19 protein-coding genes and 1 riboswitch are annotated in these 20,904 nt (G+C 67.2%); of the genes, 12 read left to right on the top strand and 7 right to left on the bottom strand.

The annotated features are described in order from the left end of the window. Positions 1–26: 26 nt before the first annotated feature. Positions 27–1,142 carry an AbrB family transcriptional regulator gene (locus J2X65_RS11490; RefSeq protein ID WP_310201047.1) on the top strand — a complete coding sequence of 372 codons (1,116 nt, stop codon included), beginning with the start codon at positions 27–29 and terminating at the stop codon, positions 1,140–1,142. A 27-nt stretch (positions 1,143–1,169) separates the two neighbouring features. Here J2X65_RS11490 and hemA read toward each other — a convergent pair whose 3' ends face one another. From hemA to upp, 4 genes are all read right to left on the bottom strand, one after another. Further along, positions 1,170–2,396: a 5-aminolevulinate synthase gene (gene hemA / locus J2X65_RS11485; RefSeq protein WP_310201046.1), complete on the bottom strand. Its 1,227-nt coding sequence runs from the start codon at positions 2,394–2,396 to the stop codon at positions 1,170–1,172. Positions 2,397–2,592: 196 nt separating this feature from the next. Then, positions 2,593–3,090 carry a hypothetical protein gene (locus J2X65_RS11480; protein ID WP_310201045.1) on the bottom strand — a complete coding sequence of 166 codons (498 nt, stop codon included), beginning with the start codon at positions 3,088–3,090 and terminating at the stop codon, positions 2,593–2,595. A gap of 343 nt (positions 3,091–3,433) precedes the next feature. After that, positions 3,434–4,639 (bottom strand): agmatinase family protein, encoded by a 1,206-nt coding sequence (locus tag J2X65_RS11475; protein WP_310201044.1) that lies wholly within the window; start codon positions 4,637–4,639, stop codon positions 3,434–3,436. A gap of 94 nt (positions 4,640–4,733) precedes the next feature. Beyond that, positions 4,734–4,868: riboswitch (guanidine-I (ykkC/yxkD leader) on the bottom strand. Positions 4,869–5,017: 149 nt separating this feature from the next. Further along, positions 5,018–5,680, bottom strand: a complete 663-nt coding sequence (gene upp / locus J2X65_RS11470; RefSeq protein ID WP_310201043.1) for a uracil phosphoribosyltransferase — start codon at positions 5,678–5,680, stop codon at positions 5,018–5,020. A gap of 217 nt (positions 5,681–5,897) precedes the next feature. On the opposite strand from upp, the gene J2X65_RS11465 reads away from it, so the two are divergent. From J2X65_RS11465 to J2X65_RS11455, 3 genes are all read left to right on the top strand, one after another. Further along, a complete protein-coding gene (locus tag J2X65_RS11465; RefSeq protein ID WP_310201042.1) occupies positions 5,898–7,166 on the top strand; it encodes a GTP cyclohydrolase II in 1,269 nt (422 codons plus the stop codon). 64 nt (positions 7,167–7,230) lie between these two features. Further along, complete coding sequence (locus J2X65_RS11460) at positions 7,231–7,533, top strand: alkylphosphonate utilization protein (RefSeq protein ID WP_310201041.1); 303 nt, start codon at positions 7,231–7,233, stop codon at positions 7,531–7,533. A gap of 46 nt (positions 7,534–7,579) precedes the next feature. Next, positions 7,580–8,806, top strand: a complete 1,227-nt coding sequence (locus J2X65_RS11455; RefSeq protein WP_310201040.1) for a URC4/urg3 family protein — start codon at positions 7,580–7,582, stop codon at positions 8,804–8,806. A gap of 187 nt (positions 8,807–8,993) precedes the next feature. Here J2X65_RS11455 and J2X65_RS11450 read toward each other — a convergent pair whose 3' ends face one another. Continuing rightward, positions 8,994–10,010 (bottom strand): tripartite tricarboxylate transporter substrate binding protein, encoded by a 1,017-nt coding sequence (locus tag J2X65_RS11450; protein ID WP_310201039.1) that lies wholly within the window; start codon positions 10,008–10,010, stop codon positions 8,994–8,996. A gap of 330 nt (positions 10,011–10,340) precedes the next feature. On the opposite strand from J2X65_RS11450, the gene J2X65_RS11445 reads away from it, so the two are divergent. The 5 genes from J2X65_RS11445 (at position 10,341) to J2X65_RS11425 (ending at position 15,034) form a co-directional block, all read left to right on the top strand. Beyond that, the gene (locus tag J2X65_RS11445; protein WP_310201038.1) at positions 10,341–11,435 is read left to right on the top strand and encodes an ABC transporter ATP-binding protein; all 1,095 of its coding nucleotides are present in this window, start codon (positions 10,341–10,343) and stop codon (positions 11,433–11,435) included. Positions 11,436–11,500: 65 nt separating this feature from the next. Continuing rightward, a complete protein-coding gene (locus J2X65_RS11440; protein WP_310201037.1) occupies positions 11,501–12,787 on the top strand; it encodes a PotD/PotF family extracellular solute-binding protein in 1,287 nt (428 codons plus the stop codon). A 160-nt stretch (positions 12,788–12,947) separates the two neighbouring features. After that, positions 12,948–13,799, top strand: a complete 852-nt coding sequence (locus tag J2X65_RS11435) for an ABC transporter permease (RefSeq protein WP_310201036.1) — start codon at positions 12,948–12,950, stop codon at positions 13,797–13,799. An 18-nt stretch (positions 13,800–13,817) separates the two neighbouring features. Then, positions 13,818–14,648 carry an ABC transporter permease gene (locus J2X65_RS11430; RefSeq protein WP_310201035.1) on the top strand — a complete coding sequence of 277 codons (831 nt, stop codon included), beginning with the start codon at positions 13,818–13,820 and terminating at the stop codon, positions 14,646–14,648. Between the two features lie 164 nt (positions 14,649–14,812). Continuing rightward, complete coding sequence (locus J2X65_RS11425) at positions 14,813–15,034, top strand: hypothetical protein (protein WP_214011136.1); 222 nt, start codon at positions 14,813–14,815, stop codon at positions 15,032–15,034. A 20-nt stretch (positions 15,035–15,054) separates the two neighbouring features. On the opposite strand, the gene J2X65_RS11420 is transcribed toward J2X65_RS11425, so the two are convergent. Together J2X65_RS11420 and J2X65_RS11415 are read right to left on the bottom strand one after the other, a co-directional pair. Next, complete coding sequence (locus J2X65_RS11420; protein WP_310201034.1) at positions 15,055–15,987, bottom strand: ornithine cyclodeaminase family protein; 933 nt, start codon at positions 15,985–15,987, stop codon at positions 15,055–15,057. A 149-nt stretch (positions 15,988–16,136) separates the two neighbouring features. Then, positions 16,137–16,808, bottom strand: a complete 672-nt coding sequence (locus J2X65_RS11415; RefSeq protein WP_310201033.1) for a GntR family transcriptional regulator — start codon at positions 16,806–16,808, stop codon at positions 16,137–16,139. Positions 16,809–17,034: 226 nt separating this feature from the next. Between J2X65_RS11415 and J2X65_RS11410 the strand changes: the two genes are divergently transcribed. The 3 genes from J2X65_RS11410 to J2X65_RS11400 all read left to right on the top strand — a co-directional run bounded on the left by J2X65_RS11410 (position 17,035) and on the right by J2X65_RS11400 (position 20,897). Beyond that, positions 17,035–18,663: an ABC transporter substrate-binding protein gene (locus tag J2X65_RS11410; RefSeq protein ID WP_310201032.1), complete on the top strand. Its 1,629-nt coding sequence runs from the start codon at positions 17,035–17,037 to the stop codon at positions 18,661–18,663. Between the two features lie 331 nt (positions 18,664–18,994). Next, on the top strand, positions 18,995–20,008 hold the full coding sequence (locus J2X65_RS11405) for an ABC transporter permease (RefSeq protein WP_310201031.1): 1,014 nt from the start codon (positions 18,995–18,997) through the stop codon (positions 20,006–20,008). Positions 20,009–20,039: 31 nt separating this feature from the next. Continuing rightward, positions 20,040–20,897 carry an ABC transporter permease gene (locus J2X65_RS11400; RefSeq protein WP_404977695.1) on the top strand — a complete coding sequence of 286 codons (858 nt, stop codon included), beginning with the start codon at positions 20,040–20,042 and terminating at the stop codon, positions 20,895–20,897. Positions 20,898–20,904 lie beyond the last annotated feature (7 nt).

Below are 20,904 nucleotides of genomic sequence, written 5' to 3'. Positions count from 1 at the left end.
ATCCGCAGCAAACGAAATCGCCGTTGATGCCGAATCCGCAAAATTCCGAAACTCGCCGTGCCTGGGTACGTCGACAGGGCTGGGCGCTCGCCACACTGGCGCTGGCCTTCGCCGGCGGCGGGCTGTTCGCCTTTCTCGGCATGCCGGCCGGCTGGCTCTCGGGCGCACTGGTCGCCTGCGCCATCGCCGCGCTGGCGGGCGCGCCCGTCGAGGTCGGGCGGCGGCTGCGCGACGTCACCTTCGTGGTGCTCGGCACCTCCATCGGCGCGGCGGTGTCGCCGGAAACGCTGAAGGGCATCACCACCTGGCCGGTGACCATGGTGGTGCTGATGATCTCGCTGCCGGCGATGATGATCGTGGTCGGGCTGTATCTCGAGAAGGTCGCCAAGTGGGACCGACGCAGCGCCTTCTTCGCCGCCGCGCCCGGCGCGCTGTCCGCCGTGCTGATCATGGCGGAGACCTCCGGCGCCGATGTGCGCCGGGTGGTGTTCGGCCAGTCGCTGCGGCTGTTCGTGCTGGTGGCGCTGCTGCCGGCGGCGATGGGCGGGCTGGGCCACCAGCCGGCGGGGACGTTGCCGATCACCCCGGTGGTGCCGGACCTGTACAATCTGCTGCTGTCGCTGGGCGCGGGAGCGGTGGGCGCCTTCCTGTTCGAGCGGGTGCGGTTTCCCGGCGGCGCCATGGTGGGGGCCATGCTGACCAGCGGCGTGCTGCACGGCACCGGCATCGTACAGGGGCGGCTGCCGGACCTGCTGCTGATCGCCGGCTTCGTGATACTCGGCGCCAATTCCGGCGGCCGGTTCGCCGGCACCTCGCTGGCGACGCTGCGGCGCTTCTTCCTCGACGGGCTGGCGGCGCTGACGCTGGCGGTAAGCGTCGCCTTCCTCTTCGCGGTCGGGGCGGCGTGGCTGGCCGGAGAGCCGCTCTCCAAGGTGTTCCTCGCCTATGTGCCGGGCGCGCTGGAGGCGATGACCATCATGGCGTTCGTGCTGGGCGTCGACCCGGCCTTCGTCGCCGCGCACCATCTGGCGCGCTTCGTCGGGCTGTCGCTGGCCCTGCCGCTGGTGGTGCGCTTCGTGTTCGGGCCGTCGGCGGTGCCGAAGGCCGGTGCCGCCGATCCCGACGCCGAAACCAAGGACTGACGCGCGCCGCCCGGTTGCGCCGCCGCCCTATTCGGCGGCTTCCGCCCGGGCGACGAAATCGAGGCCGAGCCGGGTCCACACATCGACCATGGCGGCGGTGAGCTGGGCGACGAGAGCATCGTCATGCAGCGGGCCGGGGGTAATGCGCAGCCGCTCGGTGCCGCGCGGCACCGTCGGGTAGTTGATCGGCTGGATGTAGATGCCGTGATCGGCGAGCAGCATGTCGCTGGCCGCCTTGCAGGCTTCCGCGTCGCCGACCATCACCGGCACGATATGGGTATCGGTGAGCAGCTGCGGTAGGCCGGCGGCCTCGAAGGCGTTCTTCACCTTGGCCACCTGTTCCTGCTGCCGGTCGCGCTCGACGCTCGACGCCTTGAGGTGGCGGACCGAAGCGGCTGCCGCCGCGGCCACCGCCGGCGGCAGCGCGGTGGTGAAGATGAAGCCCGGCGCATAGGAGCGTACCGCGTCGATCACCGCCGTCTTGCCGGTAATATAGCCGCCGACCACGCCGAACGCCTTGCCGAGCGTGCCTTCGATGACGTCGACACGGTACATCACCCCGTCGCGCTCGGCGACACCGGCGCCGCGCGGGCCGTACATGCCCACCGCGTGCACCTCGTCGAGATAGGTCATGGCGCCGTATTTCTCGGCGAGGTCGCAGATGGCGCCGATGGGCGCGACATCGCCATCCATCGAATAGACGCTCTCGAACACGACGAGCTTGGGCCGGTCGCCGGCCGCCGCGAGCAGTTCTTCCAGATGCGCGAGGTCGTTGTGGCGGAACACCGCCTTGTCGCGCCCGGCATGGCGCACGCCTTCGATCATCGAATTGTGGTTGAGCGCGTCGGAGAGGATCAGGCAGTCCGGAATCAGCCGGGCGAGCGTGGAGATCCCGGTCTCGTTGGAGATGTAGCCGGAGGTGAAGACGAGGCCGGCCTCCTTGCCATGCAGGTCGGCGAGCTCGCGCTCCAATTCGACGATGGCGTGGCTGTTGCCGGAAATGTTGCGGGTGCCGCCGGCGCCGGCGCCGACCGCGCGCGCTGCCGTGCACATCGCTTCGACCACGCTGTCGTGGCAGCCCATGCCGAGATAATCATTGGAGCACCAGATGACGATCTCGCGTTCGCCGTGCGGCGAATGCCAGGTCGCCCGCGGGAAACGGGCGGCGTCGCGCTCGATCTCGGCGAAGGTGCGGTAGCGCCGCTCGCTCTTCAGCGTGTCGACGGCGGCCTGGAAAATCCCGGTATAATCCATCAGTGCATCCACTCTGCTTCGCCGTGAGATGGCGGCCGGGGTTTCCGGCTGCCGCCTGCCCGGCGGGCGTTGCTGGCACCATGAACTTTGGATCGGTCCCAATCAACCGGTCAAAATGCCTACGCGAGCGTCGAAGGCGTGGCATTGCGACACGCGCGGCTCACGACTACGCGAGCGTGCCGCCTTGTTGTCGGTCTCAAGCCTCGGTCAGCCGGCGTACTTCCGCCAGCGGCAGCGGCCGCAGGCCCTTGCCGTCGAAATAGACGAAGCGCAGCTGCTGGCGCCGCGACACCATGGCTTTCGGCAACGGATCGTAGCGGAAGCTGCCGCCGCCGAGATGCGGCATCACCGCGCCGATATCGGTGGTGGCGTTGCTCTCGACACGCAGCAGGCTGACGCGGGTGCCGTCCTCGGCGATCGCATCGAAGGGTACGCGCGCCAGACGCAGGAAGCTGGTCGGGTCGGACGCCGCCGAGAAGCCCTCGACGAAGGCCTGCTCGACCAGATCGAGGTCGGGCTCGTCGTGAAGGTGCTCGGCCGCCGGCGGCGGCTCGGGCAGATGCGGCGTCTGCCACTGCGCCACGCGCGAGGGGCCGTGGCCGTGATTGTGGCCGGCGTGGCTGTGCGGATGGGCTTGCGCATGGGAATGGCCGCCGCCGCCATGGTGGTGATCGTGGTCGTGTCCGCGATGCATGGCGATGTCCTATATCGAGTGAGTGCTCGGACCTGGGTATCTCGGGAGCCGGTATCGGATCGTCAGGGACGCGGATTGACCGCTGTCCGTCTCGTGGATGATTTCCGCACCACCCCTCGATAGTTCATCACGCATGACTGCGCAGCATGATGGCATGCTATGGGAACCTCCCTCCTTTGGAGGGTAGCCGCCAATCGTGCGATGTAATTCACCGGCGTTTACTTCGATGTGGGGGCGGCCCTGTTTGGCCGCCCGTTCGATCTGCGCATTCAACTCGTTACGAAATTCAGCCGTGTTTGGCATCGCGACCTCTCGGGCTTCGTCCTCTACAGGTTGGCGTATGCTAAAAACTCACCGGCTTGTCGATGATGTGCTTGTGCGAGCCGAGCTTGCCATGGGCGAGCATGGAGCCGAGCGCTTCGACCACCACCCGCGTGCCGAACAGGGCGGTGATGTCCGACGTGTCGTAGGGTGGCGAGACCTCCACCACCTCCAGCCCGCACAGTCCTTCGGCGGCGACGAGGCCGAGGATCTTGAGCGCCTCGCGCGGCAGGAAGCCGCCCGGCTCCGGCCAGCCGGTGCCCGGCACGAAGCCGCAATCGATGCTGTCGACGTCGAAGGAGATGTAGACCGCATCCGCGTCCTTCCACGCCAGCTCCAGCGCGATCTCGGCGGTCTTCTCCAGCCCGATCTTCTCGATGTCGTCGATCGTCAGGACGTTGGTGCCGCGCTTGCGCGCCTCCTGCACGCCGTAGCGCGGAACCTGCCAGCCGCCGATGCCGAGCTGCACGAGGTTCTTCGGCGAGACGTTGGGCAGGTTGGTCGCCCAGTACCAGGGCGTGGTGTGCATCCGCTCGTCGAGATCCTTCTCCTGGATGTCGATGTGGCGGTCGAAATGGATGATGCCGATGCGCTTCGAGGTGCATTCGGCGATGCCGCGCACGCAGGGGAAGCCGATGGAGTGGTCGCCGCCCAGCATCACCGGCAGCGCGCCGGAGGAGAAGACGTGGCTGACGCCCTTGGAGATCTGGTCGAAGCTCTTTTCGAGGTTGGCGGGGATGGTGAACACGTCGCCAACGTCGCACAACGTCATCTGCTCGCGCAGGTCGACGCCGAGCTCATAGTTGTAGGGCGTGTAGAGCGCCGAGATGCGGCGGATGCCCTGCGGCCCGAAGCGGGTGCCGGGCCGGTAGGTGGTGCCTGAATCGAAGGGAATGCCCAGCACGGCGGCGTCGTATTTGCCGACGTCGCGGACGTTCTCGACATAGGGCGCCTTCATGAAGGTGTTGATGCCGGCGAAATGCGGCAGCTCGCCACGCGCGAAGGTGGGGATCGACTTGTCATTGATCGAATCAGCGCCGGGCAGGCCCATGTCGAGCGCCCATTGCTGCTCCTTGCGCCAACCGGCCTCGGAGAGGCCTTCCTCGGCCTCCAGCGCCTTCCAGCCCTGCATCCCCCTGATCTCGAAATTGGGATGATGGCGGCGGCGGCGCGACGGCGCCGGAACCAGGCCGGCGAAACGGGTGGAACGGGTGGGATGGGAACGCATCAGGGTTCTCTCCTTGCGATCAGTCCTAGCGACCGGTCGCGGGGGCCACCCTCCGGGACGCACCGGAGGATCACGCCGCGAACCGCTCGCGCGAGCCTCCCGGGCTTTTATCCCGCCGTGGACCCGGCGAATGTTAAGGGGAATTCCCCGCCGCCGGGCTGTCCCTCTCGGCCCAGACGCACGCGGCAGATACGAGATCGCCGATGCCGGAACCCTAGGGACATTGATGAACGTAACCGGGCTTCCGACGGATCGGAAGCCCGGAAAATCGGCAGGTCCGGATTTCCACGCCGAAACTTTCGCCGCGCCGGCAGGCGCAGGGGCGGACGGCAAGCGCCGGGCGCGGCCTCATTGCGGCTCCCGGTCCGGCGGGTTTGCCTACTTGGTGCCGAAGATGCGGTCGCCGGCATCGCCGATGCCGGGCACGATATAGCCGTGGTCGTTGAGATGGCTGTCGACCGCCGCGGTGAACACCGGCACGTCCGGGTGCGCCTCGTGGAACACCTTCAGCCCCTCCGGCGCGGCGATGAGGCAGACGAACTTGACCGACTGGCAGCCGGCCGCCTTCACCTGGTCCACCGCGGCGGCCGCCGAATTGCCGGTGGCCAGCATCGGATCGAGCACGATGGCGGTGCGCTCGGAAATGTCGCGCGGCAGCTTGAGATAATATTCCACCGCCTGCAGCGACACCGGGTCGCGGTAGAGCCCGACATGCCCGACGCGGGCAGCGGGCAGGATCTCCAGCATGCCCTCCAATATGCCGCCGCCGGCGCGCAGCACCGAGACCAGGCACAGCTTCTTTCCCGAGAGGATCGGCGCCTGCATGGTGGTGAGCGGCGTCTCGATCTCGGTCAGCTCCAGCGGCATGTCGCGCGTGACCTCATAGGCCAGCAGCATGCTGATCTCGCGCAGCAGCAGCCGGAACTCGTTGGCCGGGGTGCGCGAGCGGCGCATGAGCGTCAATTTGTGCTGGATCAGCGGGTGATCGACCACGACGGTGGAAGGCGGGGCGGTAACGGGTGCGGTGTCGGCCGTGGTCATGAGGGACGCTCGCTGAAGGCGGGGTGGGGCGGTACAGAGTTCCACAAGCTAGCGGAAACGCGAAGGCGATACATTCCGGCAATACAATTTTCGGACCAGTTCGTCCGAAAATTTCGCCGTTCCGCGCGGCACCCTCTTGCGGAACGTCACAGAACGCGCTCACATTCAGTGCTTCCAGAGGACCGGCCAGCACGGCCGGGCGAGAAGCGAGCCCATCATGTCCGTCACTACCGGTTCCGGCGGTCGTTCCCGCAATCACATCGTCCTCACCTCCCACGGCACCCCGACCGGCGTTTCCGCCAGCGCGCCGGCGCTCGACTGGGGCGCGCCGACGCCGCTCCAGCGCGGTCCGGTGGTGGCGACCCTCACCGACCCCAAGCGGCGCAACGCCATCGGCACCCATGGCGGCGGCTATTCGGTGTATCGCGCGCTCGCCATCGCCGCCGGGGCGCTGCCGGCCGATTTCAAGGCCGACCTCACCAATACCGCGCCCTCCGACCTGATCGGCCCGCACCCGCAATGGGCGGACCCGGCCAAGATCGTCTCCATCGACCCCTATGGCCACATGATCGGCGAGGCGTTCGCCGATTTCCTGGCCGAGGGCGTCGACGTGCGCCCGACCATCGCCATCACCCGCGCCCATATCGACATGCCGGAGATCCGCGAGGCCATCCGCGCCGGGCGGCTGAAGATCGACGGCGACATCATCGGCCCCAAGGGCGACGTGCGCGTCACCAAGGCGGCGATCGATCCGGTGTGGTACCTGCCCGGCATCGCCGCCCGTTTCGGCATGGGCGAGGGGCAGTTGCGCCGGGCATTGTTCGAATATACCGGCGGCATGTTCCCCGAGCTGGTGACGCGTGGCGACCTCAAGGTGTTCCTGCCGCCGATCGGCGGCATGACGCTCTACATGTTCGGCGACCCGTCGAAGATCGGCGACGGCGTGACGCCGATCGCCTGCCGCGTGCACGACGAATGCAACGGCTCCGACGTGTTCTCCTCCGACATCTGCACCTGCCGGCCCTATCTCGCCCACGGCATCGAGATCTGCGTGGAGATGGCGCAGAAGGGCGGCACCGGCCTGGTGGTCTACAACCGCAAGGAGGGGCGGGCGCTCGGCGAGGTGACGAAGTTCCTCGTCTACAACGCCCGCAAGCGGCAGGAGGGCGGCGACCTGCCCGAGACCTATTTCAAGCGCACCGAATGCGTCGCCGGCGTGCAGGACATGCGCTTCCAGGAATTGATGCCCGACGTGTTCCACTGGCTGGGCATCACCAAGATCGACCGCTTCGCCTCGATGAGCGACATGAAGTTCAACGCGCTCGACCGCGCCGGCATCAAAGTGGTGGAGCGGGTGCCGATCCCCGATGAGCTGATCCCGCAGGATGCTCGCGTGGAGATGGAAGCCAAGGTGTCGGCCGGCTATTACGGTGTCGGCTTCAACAGCCAGTATGACGAGACGCAGGGGCGCGGGCTGAAGGAATAGGCCCGGCTTCATCGTCCGGCCCCTGTCCGAGCGGGGCGGCGATTTCACCACGACAGGGGCAGGCATGGCCGGCGACGACGACGAGTATGTGTATGACAAGGCGACCGGCGAGTGGCGCCCGGCCTCCGAGATGAAGGCGGCGGCAGCGGCGGCGGGCGTGGTGCGCGATGCGTCCGGCAATGTGCTGGCGGACGGCGACTCGGTGGTGCTGATCAAGGACCTGAAGGTGAAGGGCGCCGGCCAGACGCTGAAACAGGGCACGGTGATCCGCTCGATCCGCCTCACCGACACTCCGGACGAGATCGACTGCCGCCACGACAGCATCAAGGGTCTGGTCCTGCGCACGGAATTCGTGCGCAAGCGCTGACGCCGGCGGGCCGGACGGCCCGTCACTCCTCGAACAAGGACGCCGCATGATTCCGCTCGAACTTGCCGCCCTGCGCTCCTCCCACGCCGTGCGCGCCCGCAGCCATGCGGTGCTCGACCATGTGCGGGCGGGGAACTCGCCGCATTTCACCGTCGAGGAGGACCGCCTCGATGCGGTGGCCGGCTATGTCGCGGAGGTGACGCGCCGCGCCTATCCGACGCTCGACATCCCCTATCACAGCCGTTGGCGGCATTTCGACGCCGGCGGGGTGGCGCGCTGGGACGCGCTGGCCGGATCGCTCGAAACGGTCGATGCGCGGGAACGGGCGCGGATCATGGTCGACCTCGCGGTGGTGAGCGTGCTGCTCGACGCCGGCGCCGGGGATGCCTGGCGCTACCATGAGGAGGCCACCGGGCTGACGGTGACGCGCTCGGAAGGGCTGGCGGTGGCCAGCCTGCGCATGTTCGAGGCCGGGGCGTTCTCCTCCGACCCCGTGGTGCCGTGGCGCGCCGATGCCGTGGCGCTGATCGCCATCGACGCCGCGACGCTGGCGCGGCATTTCCAGGTCGGTCCCGATAATCCGCTGATCGGGCTGGAAGGGCGGGTGACGCTGCTCAACCGGCTGGGCGAGGCGCTGGCGGCGCGCACCGACCTGTTCGGCGACGGCGTGACGCGGCCGGGCGGGCTGATCGACGCGCTGCTGCCGCAGGCCCGGGTGGGCCGGCTGCCGGCGGCGCGCATTCTCGAAGCGCTGCTCGACGGCCTGTCGTCCATCTGGCCGGCGGGCATGGTGGTGGATGGCGTGGTGCTGGGCGATGTCGGCCGGCATCCGGCGATCACCGTGCCGGACCGCTCGGCCGGGTTGGTGCCGTTCCACAAATTATCGCAATGGCTGACCTATTCCCTGTTGGAGCCCTTCGAGGCGGCCGGCGTGGCGGTGACCGATCTCGACGAGCTGACCGCGCTGCCGGAATACCGCAATGGCGGGCTGCTGGTTGATCTCGGCCTGATCGTGCCGCGGAAGCCGATTGACCCGGCGCAGAAGCACCCGGTGTCCTCCGAGATGATCGTCGAATGGCGCGCGCTCACCGTGGCGCTGATGGACCGGCTGGCGGACGCCGTGCGCGAGCGGCTCGGGCTGGACGCGACACAGTTCCCGCTCGCCAAGCTGCTGCAGGGGGGCACCTGGACCGCCGGCCGGCAGATCGCGGCGCAGAAGCGCCACGGCGGGCCGCCGCCCATCGCCATCGATGCCGACGGCACGGTGTTCTGAAGCGGCGCGGGCGATCGACCGAGATGGGGCGGCACGTGGTCGGGGCGGATCCCTCTCCCCGTGGGGGAGAGGGGGCGAGTGCTCTTCTTGACCTACCGGCGTCGTCTGCCCCCACCGACCCGCTGCGCGGGCCACCTCTCCCCACGGGGAGAGGAAAGGAAGGAGGGTGCCGGAGGCGGATCGCCGCTCAGTCCAGCTGCGCGCCGGATTCCTTAACGATCGGCGCCCATTTGGCGATCTCGGCCTTCACGTGCGCTTCCAGCTCCGCCGGGGTCGAGCCGACCACGGTGGCGCTGAAATCGGCGAGGCGCTTCTGCACCTCGGGATCGGCGATCGCCTTGTTGGCGGCGGCGTTCAGCTTGGCCACCACCTCCGGCGGCGTGCCGGCCGGGGCGAACAGCGCGTTCCAGGTGTAGGTCTCGTAGCCCGGCAGGGTCTCGGCGATCGCCGGCACATCGGGGAAGGACGGTGCGCGCTTGGCGGTGGTGACGCCGAGCGCCCGCAGCTTGCCGCTCTTGATGTGCCCGGCCGAGGAGGGCAGGTTGTCGAACATGATCGGCACCTGGCCGGCCAGCACGTCGTTCAGTGCCGGGCCGGCGCCCTGATAGGGGATATGCTGCATCTCGACGCCGGCCAGGCTCTTGAACAACTCGCCGGAGAGGTGCAGCGGCGTGCCGTTGCCGGAGGAGGCGTAGCTGTACTTGTCCGGATTGGCCTTGAGCAGCGCGACCAGCTCGGCGACGGTCTTCGCCTCGAAATTCGGGTTCACCACCAGCACGTTCGGTACGATGACCAGCAGCGAGACCGGCGCGAAGCTGGTCACCGGGTCATAGGGCATCTTCTTGTAGAGCGCCGGATTGAGCGCATGCGTCGCCACCGTGCCCATGAGGATGGTGTATCCGTCCGGATTGGCCTTTGCGACCTGCGCGGCGCCGAGATTGCCGCCGGCGCCGCCCTTGTTCTCCACCACCACCGACTGGCCGAGCTCCTGGCTCATGCGCTGGGCGACGAGGCGCCCGACGAGATCGGTCGAGCCGCCGGCGGCGAAGGGGATGACGAGGGTGACGGGCCGCTCGGGGAAGCCCTGCGCGACGGAGGGGCCGGCGGCGAAGGCAAAGGCGGCGGCGCCGGCGGCGGTGAACAGGGCGCGGAACGTGGTACCGAGCGTGGTGCCGAAGATGGCGCGAGGCGTGACGCGGAACATGGCGTATCTCCCATTGGGGCGGTTGGGGGCATCTTGTCAGGGTGCCTTTTGGTCACGTTCCCCGATTTGCTGGCCGCGCTCAACGCCTTCGCCGCCAAGTTCGACCAATGGACCACGGATTTTCGACGATTGAATCCGATTGTTCAGAAAATTGTATCCGATTTGAACATGGCTCGCGCACGATGCCCAAAAGCTGGGCGTCCGATTGGCGGCTTTGCCGTCTCGCACCGTCGGGTCGACGCCGATTCCGGCATCCGACATCCCCCGCGACAATTGGCATAGGCTTTGCGAAGATCGTCGTCGAGCGGAGGAGCGAGGGTGACAGGCCAGATGAGCAAAGGCGCCGACATCGAGCTGATCCAGGTGACCAAGCGCTATGGGGCGGCGCTGGCGGTCGATGCGGTGTCGCTCAAGATCCCCAAGGGCACCTATTGCTGCCTGCTCGGCCCTTCCGGCTGCGGCAAGACCACGACGCTGCGCATGATCGCCGGGCATGAAAGCATCACCCAGGGCGATGTCCGTCTCGGCCCGACGGTGGTGACCGACCTGCCGCCGGCAAAGCGCGGCACGGCGATGATGTTCCAGAGCTACGCGCTGTTCCCCCATCTCGACATCGTCGACAATGTCGCCTTCAGCTTGAAGATGCGGGGAGTAGACAAGCCGACCCGCCGCGCCAGGGCGATGGAGATGCTGAAGCTGGTGCAGCTCGACCATCTGGCCGAGCGCCGGCCGGCGCAGCTCTCCGGCGGCCAGCAGCAGCGCGTGGCGCTGGCCCGCGCGCTGATCACCGACCCGCAGGCGCTGCTGCTCGACGAGCCGCTGTCGGCGCTCGATCCGTTCCTCAAGATCAAGGTGCGGCAGGAACTGAAGAAGCTGCAATTGCAGCTCGGCATCTCGTTCATCCACGTCACCCACAGCCAGGAGGAGGCGATGGCGCTCTCCGATCTGGTGGTGGTGATGAATGGCGGGCGTATCGAGCAGGCGGCCGAGCCGCGCGAAGTGTTCAACCGGCCGGCCACCGCCTTCGTCGCCCGCTTCATGGGCGATCACAACGTCCTCTCTGGCCGCGTCGCCGGCAAGGCGGGCGGCGCGGTGACCTTCGAGGTGCCGGGCGGGGTCTCCTTCGCGGCGCCGGACGAGGAGGGGCTGGAGCCCGGCGCGCCGGTGGAGATCGCCGTGCGCACCGACCGCATCCGCATCGCCGATGCCGTCATCCCCGGCTGCGGGCTGACCGGCCTCGTGCAGAACATCGAATATCACGGCCAGAAGGTGCAGGTGGCGCTCGCCGCGCCCGGGGTCGACGACTTCGCGGTGCAGGTGCCGGAATCCGCCTTTTTCGCCAAGCCCTTGTCCATTGGCGAGGCGGTGCCGCTCGCCTGGACGCCCGACGACATCCACCTGCTCAAGCCTTCGCCTTCCGCCTGACAACGACAGACAGACACGGCCGCGCGACGCGAAATCCCGGCCAAACGACAAATCGGGAGACAGACATGACGAAGAAGACCACCTCTAAGGGCGTCAGCCGCCGCCAGTTGCTCAAGGGGGTTGCCGCGGCGGGCGGCCTTGCCGCCGGCGCCGGCGTCGTCACCGGCTTCCCGACCATCTGGGCGCAGAACCCGATCACCCTGCGCCAGTTCGGCACCGGCGTGTCGAACCTCAACGCCATCGCCGAGAAGTGCAAGGCCGATCTCGGCATCACCCTGCAAATGACCGCGCTCGATTCCGACGCGGTCTCGCAGCGCGTGGTGACGCAGGCCAACTCCTTCGACATCGCCGACATCGAATACTGGATCTGCAAGAAGGTGTTCCCGGCCGGCACGCTGCAGCCGATGGATGTGAAGAAGATCAAGTATTACGACGACATCGTGCCGATCTTCACCACCGGCAAGCTGACGCCGGAGAGCAAGATCGCGCAGGGCACGGCGCCGAACACCGTCGGCTTCGTCGAAGGCCCGGACTCCAAGGTGTTCGCCAAGGCGCCCACCCAGTGGATGACGCTGATCCCGACCATCTACAACGCCGACACGCTCGGCATCCGTCCCGATCTCGTCGGCCGGCCGATCAAGAACTGGAAGGACATTCTCGATCCCGCCTTCAAGGGCAAGACCTCGATCCTGAACATCCCGTCCATCGGCATCATGGACGCGGCGATGATCTGCGAGAGCGCCGGCATCATGAAGTATGGCGACAAGGGCAACATGACCAAGGCGGAGATCGACGGCACCATCGATTTCCTGATCAAGACCAAGAAGGCCGGCCAGTTCCGCGCCTTCTGGAAGACCTTCGACGAGAGCGTCAACCTGATGGCCTCCGGCGAGGTGGTGATCCAGTCCATGTGGTCGCCGGCGGTGGCGGCGGTGCGCTCCAAGGGCATCCCCTGCGTCTACCAGCCGCTGGAGGAGGGCTATCGCGCCTGGGGCGGCGGCCTCGGCATCGCCAAGCACCTCAAGGGCGCGCAGCTCGACGCGGCCTATGAATACATCAACTGGTACCTCTCCGGCTGGGTCGGCGCCTATCTCAACCGGCAGGGCTATTACTCCGCCGTGCTTTCCACCGCCGAGAAGAACATGACGCCGGACGAATGGGCGTTCTGGATGCTTGGCCAGCCGGCCAAGGCGGACATCCTCTCGCCGGAGGGCAAGGTGATGTACACGGCGGGCGCGGTGCGCGACGGCGGCTCCTTCAAGGAGCGCATGGGCGCGGTCGCCTGCTGGAACTCGGTGATGGACGAGGACCGCTACATGGTCCGGCGCTGGAACGAGTTCATCGCCGCCTGAGGGCCGGGCGGGCCGGAGAGGGGAGCCTCCTTGCTCCCTCTCCCCATTGGGGAGAGGGCAGGGGTGAGGGGCCTTTCTTCCTGGGCGGCCCCCTCACCCAGCCCTCTCCCTGCCGGGGAGAGGGCTTCGAAGGTACCCCGCGCTCGCCGGAAAGCCCCGCATGACGCTCTCACGCCTCGCGCCCTATCTTCAGGCGACGCCGCTGACGCTGATCCTGGCGGCCTTTCTGGTGCTGCCCATCGCCACCATCGTGATGGTGAGCTTCTGGGATTATGATTCCATCCAGATCTTCCCGGCCTTCGTCTTCACCAATTACGAGGAGACGATCACCTCGCCGGTGACCTGGAACACCTACATCAACACCTTCAAATACACGGTGATCGTGTGGGCGGTGACGCTGTTCGTCGGCTTCTGGGTGGCCTATTACCTCGCCTTCCACATCCGCTCCACCACCATGCAGATGGTGCTGTTCCTCGTCTGCACCATCCCGTTCCTGACCTCGAACATCATCCGCATGATCTCGTGGATCCCGTTCCTCGGCCGCAACGGGCTGTTGAACCAGACGCTCATGGGCATGGGGATCATAAACCAGCCGCTGGAATTCCTGCTGTTCTCGGATTTCGCGGTGGTGCTGGCCATGGTGCACCTCTACACGCTGTTCATGGTCACCCCGATCTTCAACACGCTGATGCGCATCGACCGGGCGCTGATCGAGGCCGCGCGCGACGCCGGCGCCAATGGCTGGCAGATCCTTACCAACGTGATCATCCCGCTGGCCAAGCCGGGCATCGCCATCGGCTCGATCTTCGTGGTGACGCTGGTGATGGGCGACTTCATCACCGTGCGCTTCATGTCCGGCGGCCAGTCGGCCTCGGTCGGGCTGATGATGGCCAACCAGATCGCGCTGCTTCAGTACCCCGCCGCGGCGGCCAATGCGGTGATCCTCCTGATCATCGTGCTGCTGCTGGTCGGCGGCATATTGCGCATCGTCAATATCCGTAAAGAGCTGTGAGCCGGGGAGAGATTCGCGATGAATTCGGAAAAGCGCGGCCCCGGCTTCTACATCCTCACCGCCTTCTTCGCGCTGTTCGTGCTGTTCCTCTACGGCCCGCTGACGACGATCTTCATCCTGTCGTTCCAGGGGCCGAATGGCGGCCTCACCTTTCCGATGAACGGCGCCTCGGTGCACTGGTTCCGCAACCTCCTGTTCGAGCAGCAGGCGGTGGGCGATTTCGGCGGCGCCTTCTCCCGCTCGCTCATCCTAGGGCTGATGACCATGGTGGCGACGGTGGTGGTGTCGCTGCTCGCTGGCCTCGCCTTCCGCCGGCGCTTCCTCGGCTCGGGTCCTCTGTTCTACCTCACCATCGCCAGTCTGATCGTGCCCTCGATCCTGGTCTCGCTCGGCATCGGCCTCGCCTTCCAGGTATTCGGGCTGAGCCCGGCCTGGTATTCCTCGGCCTTCGGCGCGCACCTCACCTGGACGCTGCCTTTCGGCCTGCTGATCATGTTCGCGGTGTTCAACCGCTTCAACCCGGCCTATGAGGAAGCCGCGCGCGACCTCGGCGCCACTTCCTGGCAGACCTTCGCGCATGTGGTGCTGCCGATCATCCTGCCGAGCCTGGTCGGTGTCGGCCTGTTCGGCTTCACCCTCTCCTATGACGAGTTCGCCCGCACGCTGATGACGGCGGGTACCTTCAATACGCTGCCGCTGGAGATCTACGGCATGACCACCAACGTCACCACGCCGGTGCTCTACGCGCTGGGCACGGTGACGACGCTGTTCTCCATGGGCATCATCGTGGTGGCGCTCGTCGTCATCGCCACATTGCGCAAGCGCCGGGCCCGGAAGGTAGCCGGCTGACTCCTGACGCTGCGGAAATATTTGGCATCACAGAGGCTTGCGCAGAAACTTCTTGCCGGCGGCGGCAAGGAACCGGATAGTTCGTGGCGGGTTGATGTCCAGAATAAGTCGTGCGGCTGGAACCCACCGGGCCGAAGCGGCGTGGACGTTATGGGAGAAGCGCCATGAACATCTGCACCACGGACCGCAGCATCTGCGATCTGCTCAAGGAAGTGGCCAAGGACGACCGCAAGCACGCCTTGATCATCAAGCTGCGCAGCGGCGACACCGTAACCGCCTACGGGCCGATCGAGGTGGCGGACCGTTTCATGCTGTGCCGCCTGCACGACAATAATTACCAGGGCAACCAGCTGATCGCGCTCGACACCATCGAGTTCATCCGCTGAACGACTGCCGTTGAGGCGAATCAGTTCCCGACCACCAGACGCGCGGCGGCGAGATCCTCCAGCGCCGCGCCCACCGACTTGAACAGCGTGATCTCCTCCGCCGTGCGACGGCCGGGATGCCGGCCGCGTGCGAGGTCGTGCAGATCGGCCCGGAGCGCCTCGGCCGACCACAGGCCGGCCCGCAGCGGCTGAAGCAGGTCGCCTGCCTCGGCCAGCGCCCCGGCACGGGTGTCGACGAACACCTCGGCGCGCTGCACCAGGGCGTCGTCGCTCTCCCGCATTGCCGGATTGAAGGCGCCGACCAGATCGACATGGGTGCCGGGCCGCACATCCGCGCCCTTCACTAGCGGCGCTGTCGACGTGGTGGCGCAGCTGACGATGTCCGCCTCGGCCACCGCGGCGGCGAGGTCGCTTACCGCCCGCGCTTCCATGCCGCCGGCGCCGATCGCGGCGGCGAGCGCCTCGGCCTTGTCGCCGCGCCGTCCCCATACCAGCACGCGTTCGATCGGCCGCACCGCGCGGTGCGCCTGCGCGAGCTGCGCGGCGACATGGCCGGTGCCGACGAGCAGCAGCGTATGGCTGTCCGGGCGCGCCAGAAAGGAGGCGGCGAGCGCCGAGGCGGCGGCGGTGCGGCGGTTGGTCAGGGCATCGCCCTCCATGACCGCGCGCGGCTGGCCGGTGAGGCCGTCGAACAGCGCATAGAGCGAGCCCACAGCGCCGAGCCCATGGGCGGAATTGTTCGGGAATACGGTGACCAGCTTGGTGCCGATGGCCTCGCCGCGCTTCCAGGCCGGCATGGTCAGTAGATGGCCGGGAGCGTCCGGCGTGCCGACCTCGAAGGCGCCCCGCACCGGCATCGGCTCGTCATGGGTGGCGAAGGCCTCGCGCAGCGCCGCCACCAGGCGGGGATAGTCGAGGGCGGCCTCGATCTCCTCGGCGGCATAGAAGCGCATCGGCGGGTCTCCTGAGCAGATGGAAAAACGGCGCGAAACTAGAGCATGTTCCGCGCCGGCGGAATGGGCCTTAGGCCGTGGCGAGGTTCCAGCCTGTTGAAATCGGCAGCTTTTCCGGGATGGCTCGGCGAGGCGCCGGTCGCCGGCGGTCAGTTGGCCCGGCGGCGCGGAGAGGACGGCGCGGCGAGTTGCTCGAAGGCATCCTCGACCAGGCTGACATGGTGCAGCATGGCGGCGTGGGCACTTGCGGCATCGCCGGCCAGCACCGCCCGCATCACCGCGCCGTGCTCGGCATGTGAGAGCGCGAGCCGGCCGGGCGCGCGGAACTGCGCGTGGCGGAAAGGCGCCAGCCGCCGCCGCAGAGTGGCGGTCATGTCCGCCAGCACCGGGTTGTGCGAGCCGGCATAGAACAGGGTGTGGAAATGAGTATTGGCGGCGGCATAGGCCTCGACATCGTCGCGCGCCACCATGTCGGCCATGCCGTCATAGAGAGCGCCGAGCCGCCGGCGTTCGATCGGCGTCATGCTCAGCGCCGAAAGGCGGGCGCAGGTCGCCTCCAGCTCGCCCATGGCGACGAACAGCGTCTCCAGCTGCTGCGAGGTGACCTCGGCGACGATGGCGCCGCGCCGCGGGCGTAACTCGATCAGCCCGGTGGTGGCAAGCTTGCGCAGCGCCTCGCGAACCGGCGTGCGCGACGTGCCGTAGCGCGCGGCGAGCATGTGCTCGTCGAGGCGGGTGCCGGGCTCCAGGGAGCCGTCGATGATCGCGTCGGCGATTTCGCCGGCCAGCTTCTCGGTGCGCGTCTGCCGTTCATCGGCCATGCGGGAATGCGCCTGCTCGAAAGGGTTGCTCGCCTATCTCCCGATGTCATCGCATGAATCGCATTTCGCATACAGCACAGAATTTCAGCGCGCGTGACGGCAATTTAAGCACGCAAGATTACGAAATTGCATGCAAGATACTTCCCCGAGAGCCCAGCAGCCATTGTCCGTTTCCGCCGCCGGCTGGTCGTTGTCGCGCCCGGCGCCATCCTCGGAGCTTCGCCTGATGAACCGTCGCGAATTCCTGAAGTCCGCATCCGTTCTCTCCTCGATGGCCGCTGCCGGCGTCGCGGCGCCGGCCGTGTGGTCGTCGGCCCGCGCCCAGTCGGCGCGCGCCGAGACGCTGCTGCTGGTCAGCGAGGCCGGGCCGAACAATCTCGACATCCACGGGGTGGGTACCAACCGGCCGGGCTACGAGGTGGCGTGGAACTGCTACGACCGGCTGATGAGCTACGGCACCAAGACGCTGCCCGACGGCACGGTGAGCTACGACCAGAACAAGCTGGTGCCCGAGCTCGCCGAAAGCTGGGACCTCTCCGCCAATTCCGCCACCTTCAAGCTGCGCCGCAACGCCACCTTCCATGACGGCTCGCCGGTCACCGCGCAGGACGTGAAATGGTCGTTCGACCGCGCGGTGTCGGTCGGCGGCTTTCCGACCTTCCAGATGAAGGCCGGCTCGCTGGAGAAACCGGAACAGTTCGTGGTGGTCGACGACCACACCTTCCGCGTCGACTTCCTGCGCCCGGACCGGCTGACCATGCCGGATCTGGCGGTGATCGTGCCCTCGGTGTTCAACTCGAAGCTGGTGCAGTCCAAGGCCACCGAGCAGGACAAGTGGGGCCTGGAATTCACCAAGCAGAACACCGCCGGCGGCGGTGCCTACAAGGTGGTGAAGTGGACCTCCGGTACCGAGGTGATCTTCGAACGCAACGACGCCTGGGCGTGCGGCCCCATGCCCTCGATCAAGCGGGTAGTGTGGCGCATGGTGCCATCAGCCGGCAACCGGCGGGCGCTGATCGAGCGCGGCGACGCCGACATCTCCTTCGATTTGCCGGCCAAGGATTTCGTCGAGCTCGACAAGGCCGGCAAGGTGAAGGTGGTCTCCAATCCGATCAGCAATGGCGTGCAATATATCGGCATGAACGTGACCAAGCCGCCCTTTGACAAGCTGGAGGTGCGCCAAGCGGTGGCCTATGCCATTCCCTACCAGAAGATCATGGACGCGGTGATGTTCGGCCTCGGCAAGCCGCTCTACGGCGCTGCCTCGAACAAGGTCAGCCAGCAGGTATGGCCGCAGGCACATGGCTACACCACCGACATCGCCAAGGCAAAGGAACTGCTGGCCAAGGCGGGCTATCCCGAGGGCTTCGAGACCACGCTGTCCTTCGATCTCGGCGCGGCGGTGGTGAACGAGCCGCTCTGCACGCTGGTGCAGGAGAGCCTCGGCCAGATCGGCATCAAGGTGACGCTGAACAAGATCCCGGGCGCCAACTGGCGCGGCGAGATCACCAAGAAGGAGATGCCTCTGATCGCCAACTTCTTCTCCGGCTGGCTCGACTATCCCGAATACTTCTTCTTCTGGGCCTATCACGGCCAGAACGCGGTGTTCAACACCATGGGCTACAAGAGCGCGGAGATGGACAGGCTGATCGACGGTGCCCGCACCGCTGCGGCGGCTGCCGACTGGGTGGTCTACGACAAGGACGTCACCGGCTTCATCGACCTCGCCTTTGCCGAGATGCCGCGGGTGCCGCTGTTCCAGCCTTATCTCAACGTCGCCATGCAGAAGTCGATTGCCGGCTACCAGTACTGGTTCCATCGCCAGCTCGACTACCGCACGCTCAGGAAGGCGTGAGGGACGAGGCGAGGGGCGAGGGGCCGGGCAACCGGAGATGATTGCTCCCTTCTTTTTCCTCTCCCCGGTGGGGAGAGGTGGCCCGCGGAGCGGGTCGGTGAGGGGGGACGACATCGGGAAGCGCGGAGCCCCTCACCCCACCCCTCTCCCCCACGGGGAGAGGGGGCCGGTCGCGCCAGAACGTAATGTCGTCGCAGTCCGCGTTCGGCAATCGCTTATCCGGCGACCGCCGGTCCGGTTGACATACGGGTGGTTGGATTTTCTGTCCCCCCGGTCGTTCCCGTCCAGCCTTCGCATTGCCTACCCACCCATCCGTCCTCAGGAGGTGCGCGTGCTCAAGCAGATCGTCCGCCGGCTCGGCACAGCGGTGCCCAGCCTCGTCGGCGTCGTCATCGTCACCTTCCTGCTCACGCGGGTGCTGCCCGGCGATACCGCCGCCTATTTCGCCGGTCCCGCCGCCACGCCGCAGGCCATCGCCGAGATCCGCGCCACGCTCGGCCTCGACCAGCCGCTGCCGGTGCAGTTCCTCGCCTATGTGAAGGATCTCGCCACCGGTAATCTCGGCATGTCGCTCACCACCGGCCAGCCGGTGTTCGAGGATATCACCGCGCGGCTGCCGGCCTCGGCCGAGCTGACGCTGCTCGGCCTGCTCATCTCGGTCGCGGTGTCGGTGCCGCTGGGCATCCTCGCGGCAGTACGGCAGGGGTCCTGGGTCGATCATCTGTGCCGCATCGTCGCCACCGCCGGCGTCTCGCTGCCGGTGTTCTTCACCGGACTGCTGCTGGTCTATGTGTTCTACTACCGGCTCGGCTGGGCGCCGGCGCCGATGGGCCGGCTCGACTTCATCTATTCCGCGCCCGACACCGTGACCGGCTTCTACCTGATCGACAGCCTGATCGCCGGCGACCTCGAGCTGTTCCGCGCCGCCTGGTCGCAGATCTGGCTGCCGGCGGTGACGCTGGCCATCTTCTCGCTGGCGCCGATCGCCCGCATGACACGCGCCTCCATGCTCGCCGTGCTGGCCTCGGACTTCGTGCGCACCGCACGGGCCAGCGGGCTGAAGCCCTCCAAGGTCGTGATGGGCTATGCCTTCCGCAACGCGCTGCTGCCGGTGATCACCACGCTCGGCATGGTGTTCTCCTTCCTGCTCGGCGCCAATGTGCTGGTGGAGAAGGTGTTCGCCTGGCCGGGCATCGGCTCCTACGCCATCGAGGCGCTGATCACCTCCGACTTCGCGCCGGTGCAGGGCTTCGTGCTCGCCATGGCCATTCTCTACGTGCTGCTCAACCTCGCGATCGACATCCTCTACGGCCTCGTCGACCCGCGCGTGCGCATCGAAGCCTGAGGAGGGCACCATGAGCCTTGCCGCGACCGACATGCCCGCGCCGAAGGACAGCCTGTTCTCGCATGCCCGCCATATCGTGGCGGAAAACCCGGTGACCGGCATCGCCTTCGGCCTGTTCACGCTGTTCGCGCTGGCAGCGCTGATCGGCCCCTATGTGGTCCCGGTCGACCCGCTGGCGAGCGATACCGCGGCGGCGCTTCAACCACCCAGCGCCGCGCACTGGTTCGGCACCGACCAGCTCGGGCGCGACATCTTCTCGCGCGTGGTGGTGGCGGCGCGGCTCGACATGATCATCGCCATCGCCTCGGTGGCGCTGGTGTTCGTGGCGGGCGGCTTCGCCGGCATCGCCTCCGGCTATTTCGGCGGCTGGACCGACCGCATCGTCGGGCGCGTCTCCGACACCATCATGGCCTTCCCGCTTTTCGTGCTGGCCATGGGCATCGTGGCGGCGCTTGGTAACACGGTGACCAATATCGTCATCGCCACCGCCATCATCAATTTCCCGCTCTATGTACGCGTCGCCCGCGCCGAGGCGAACATCCGCCGCGAGGCCGGCTTCGTGCAGGCGGCGCGGCTCTCCGGCAATTCGGAGATGCGCATCCTGCTCGGCCACATCGCGCCGAACATATTGCCGATCATGATGGTGCAGGTGTCGCTCACCATGGGCTACGCCATCCTCAATGCCGCCGGCCTGTCCTTCATCGGGCTCGGCGTGCGCCCGCCCACCCCGGAATGGGGGATCATGGTGGCCGAAGGTGCCTCCTTCATCATCTCCGGCGAGTGGTGGATCGCCTTCTTCCCGGGCGTGACGCTGATGCTGGCGGTGTTCTGCTTCAACCTGCTCGGCGACGGCCTGCGCGACCTCGTCGATCCGCAGCGGCGCACCTGAGGAGATC

Source organism: Ancylobacter sp. 3268 (assembly GCF_031456575.1).
GTDB lineage: Bacteria > Pseudomonadota > Alphaproteobacteria > Rhizobiales > Xanthobacteraceae > Ancylobacter.
This window is presented reverse-complemented; position numbering and strand designations above follow the sequence as displayed.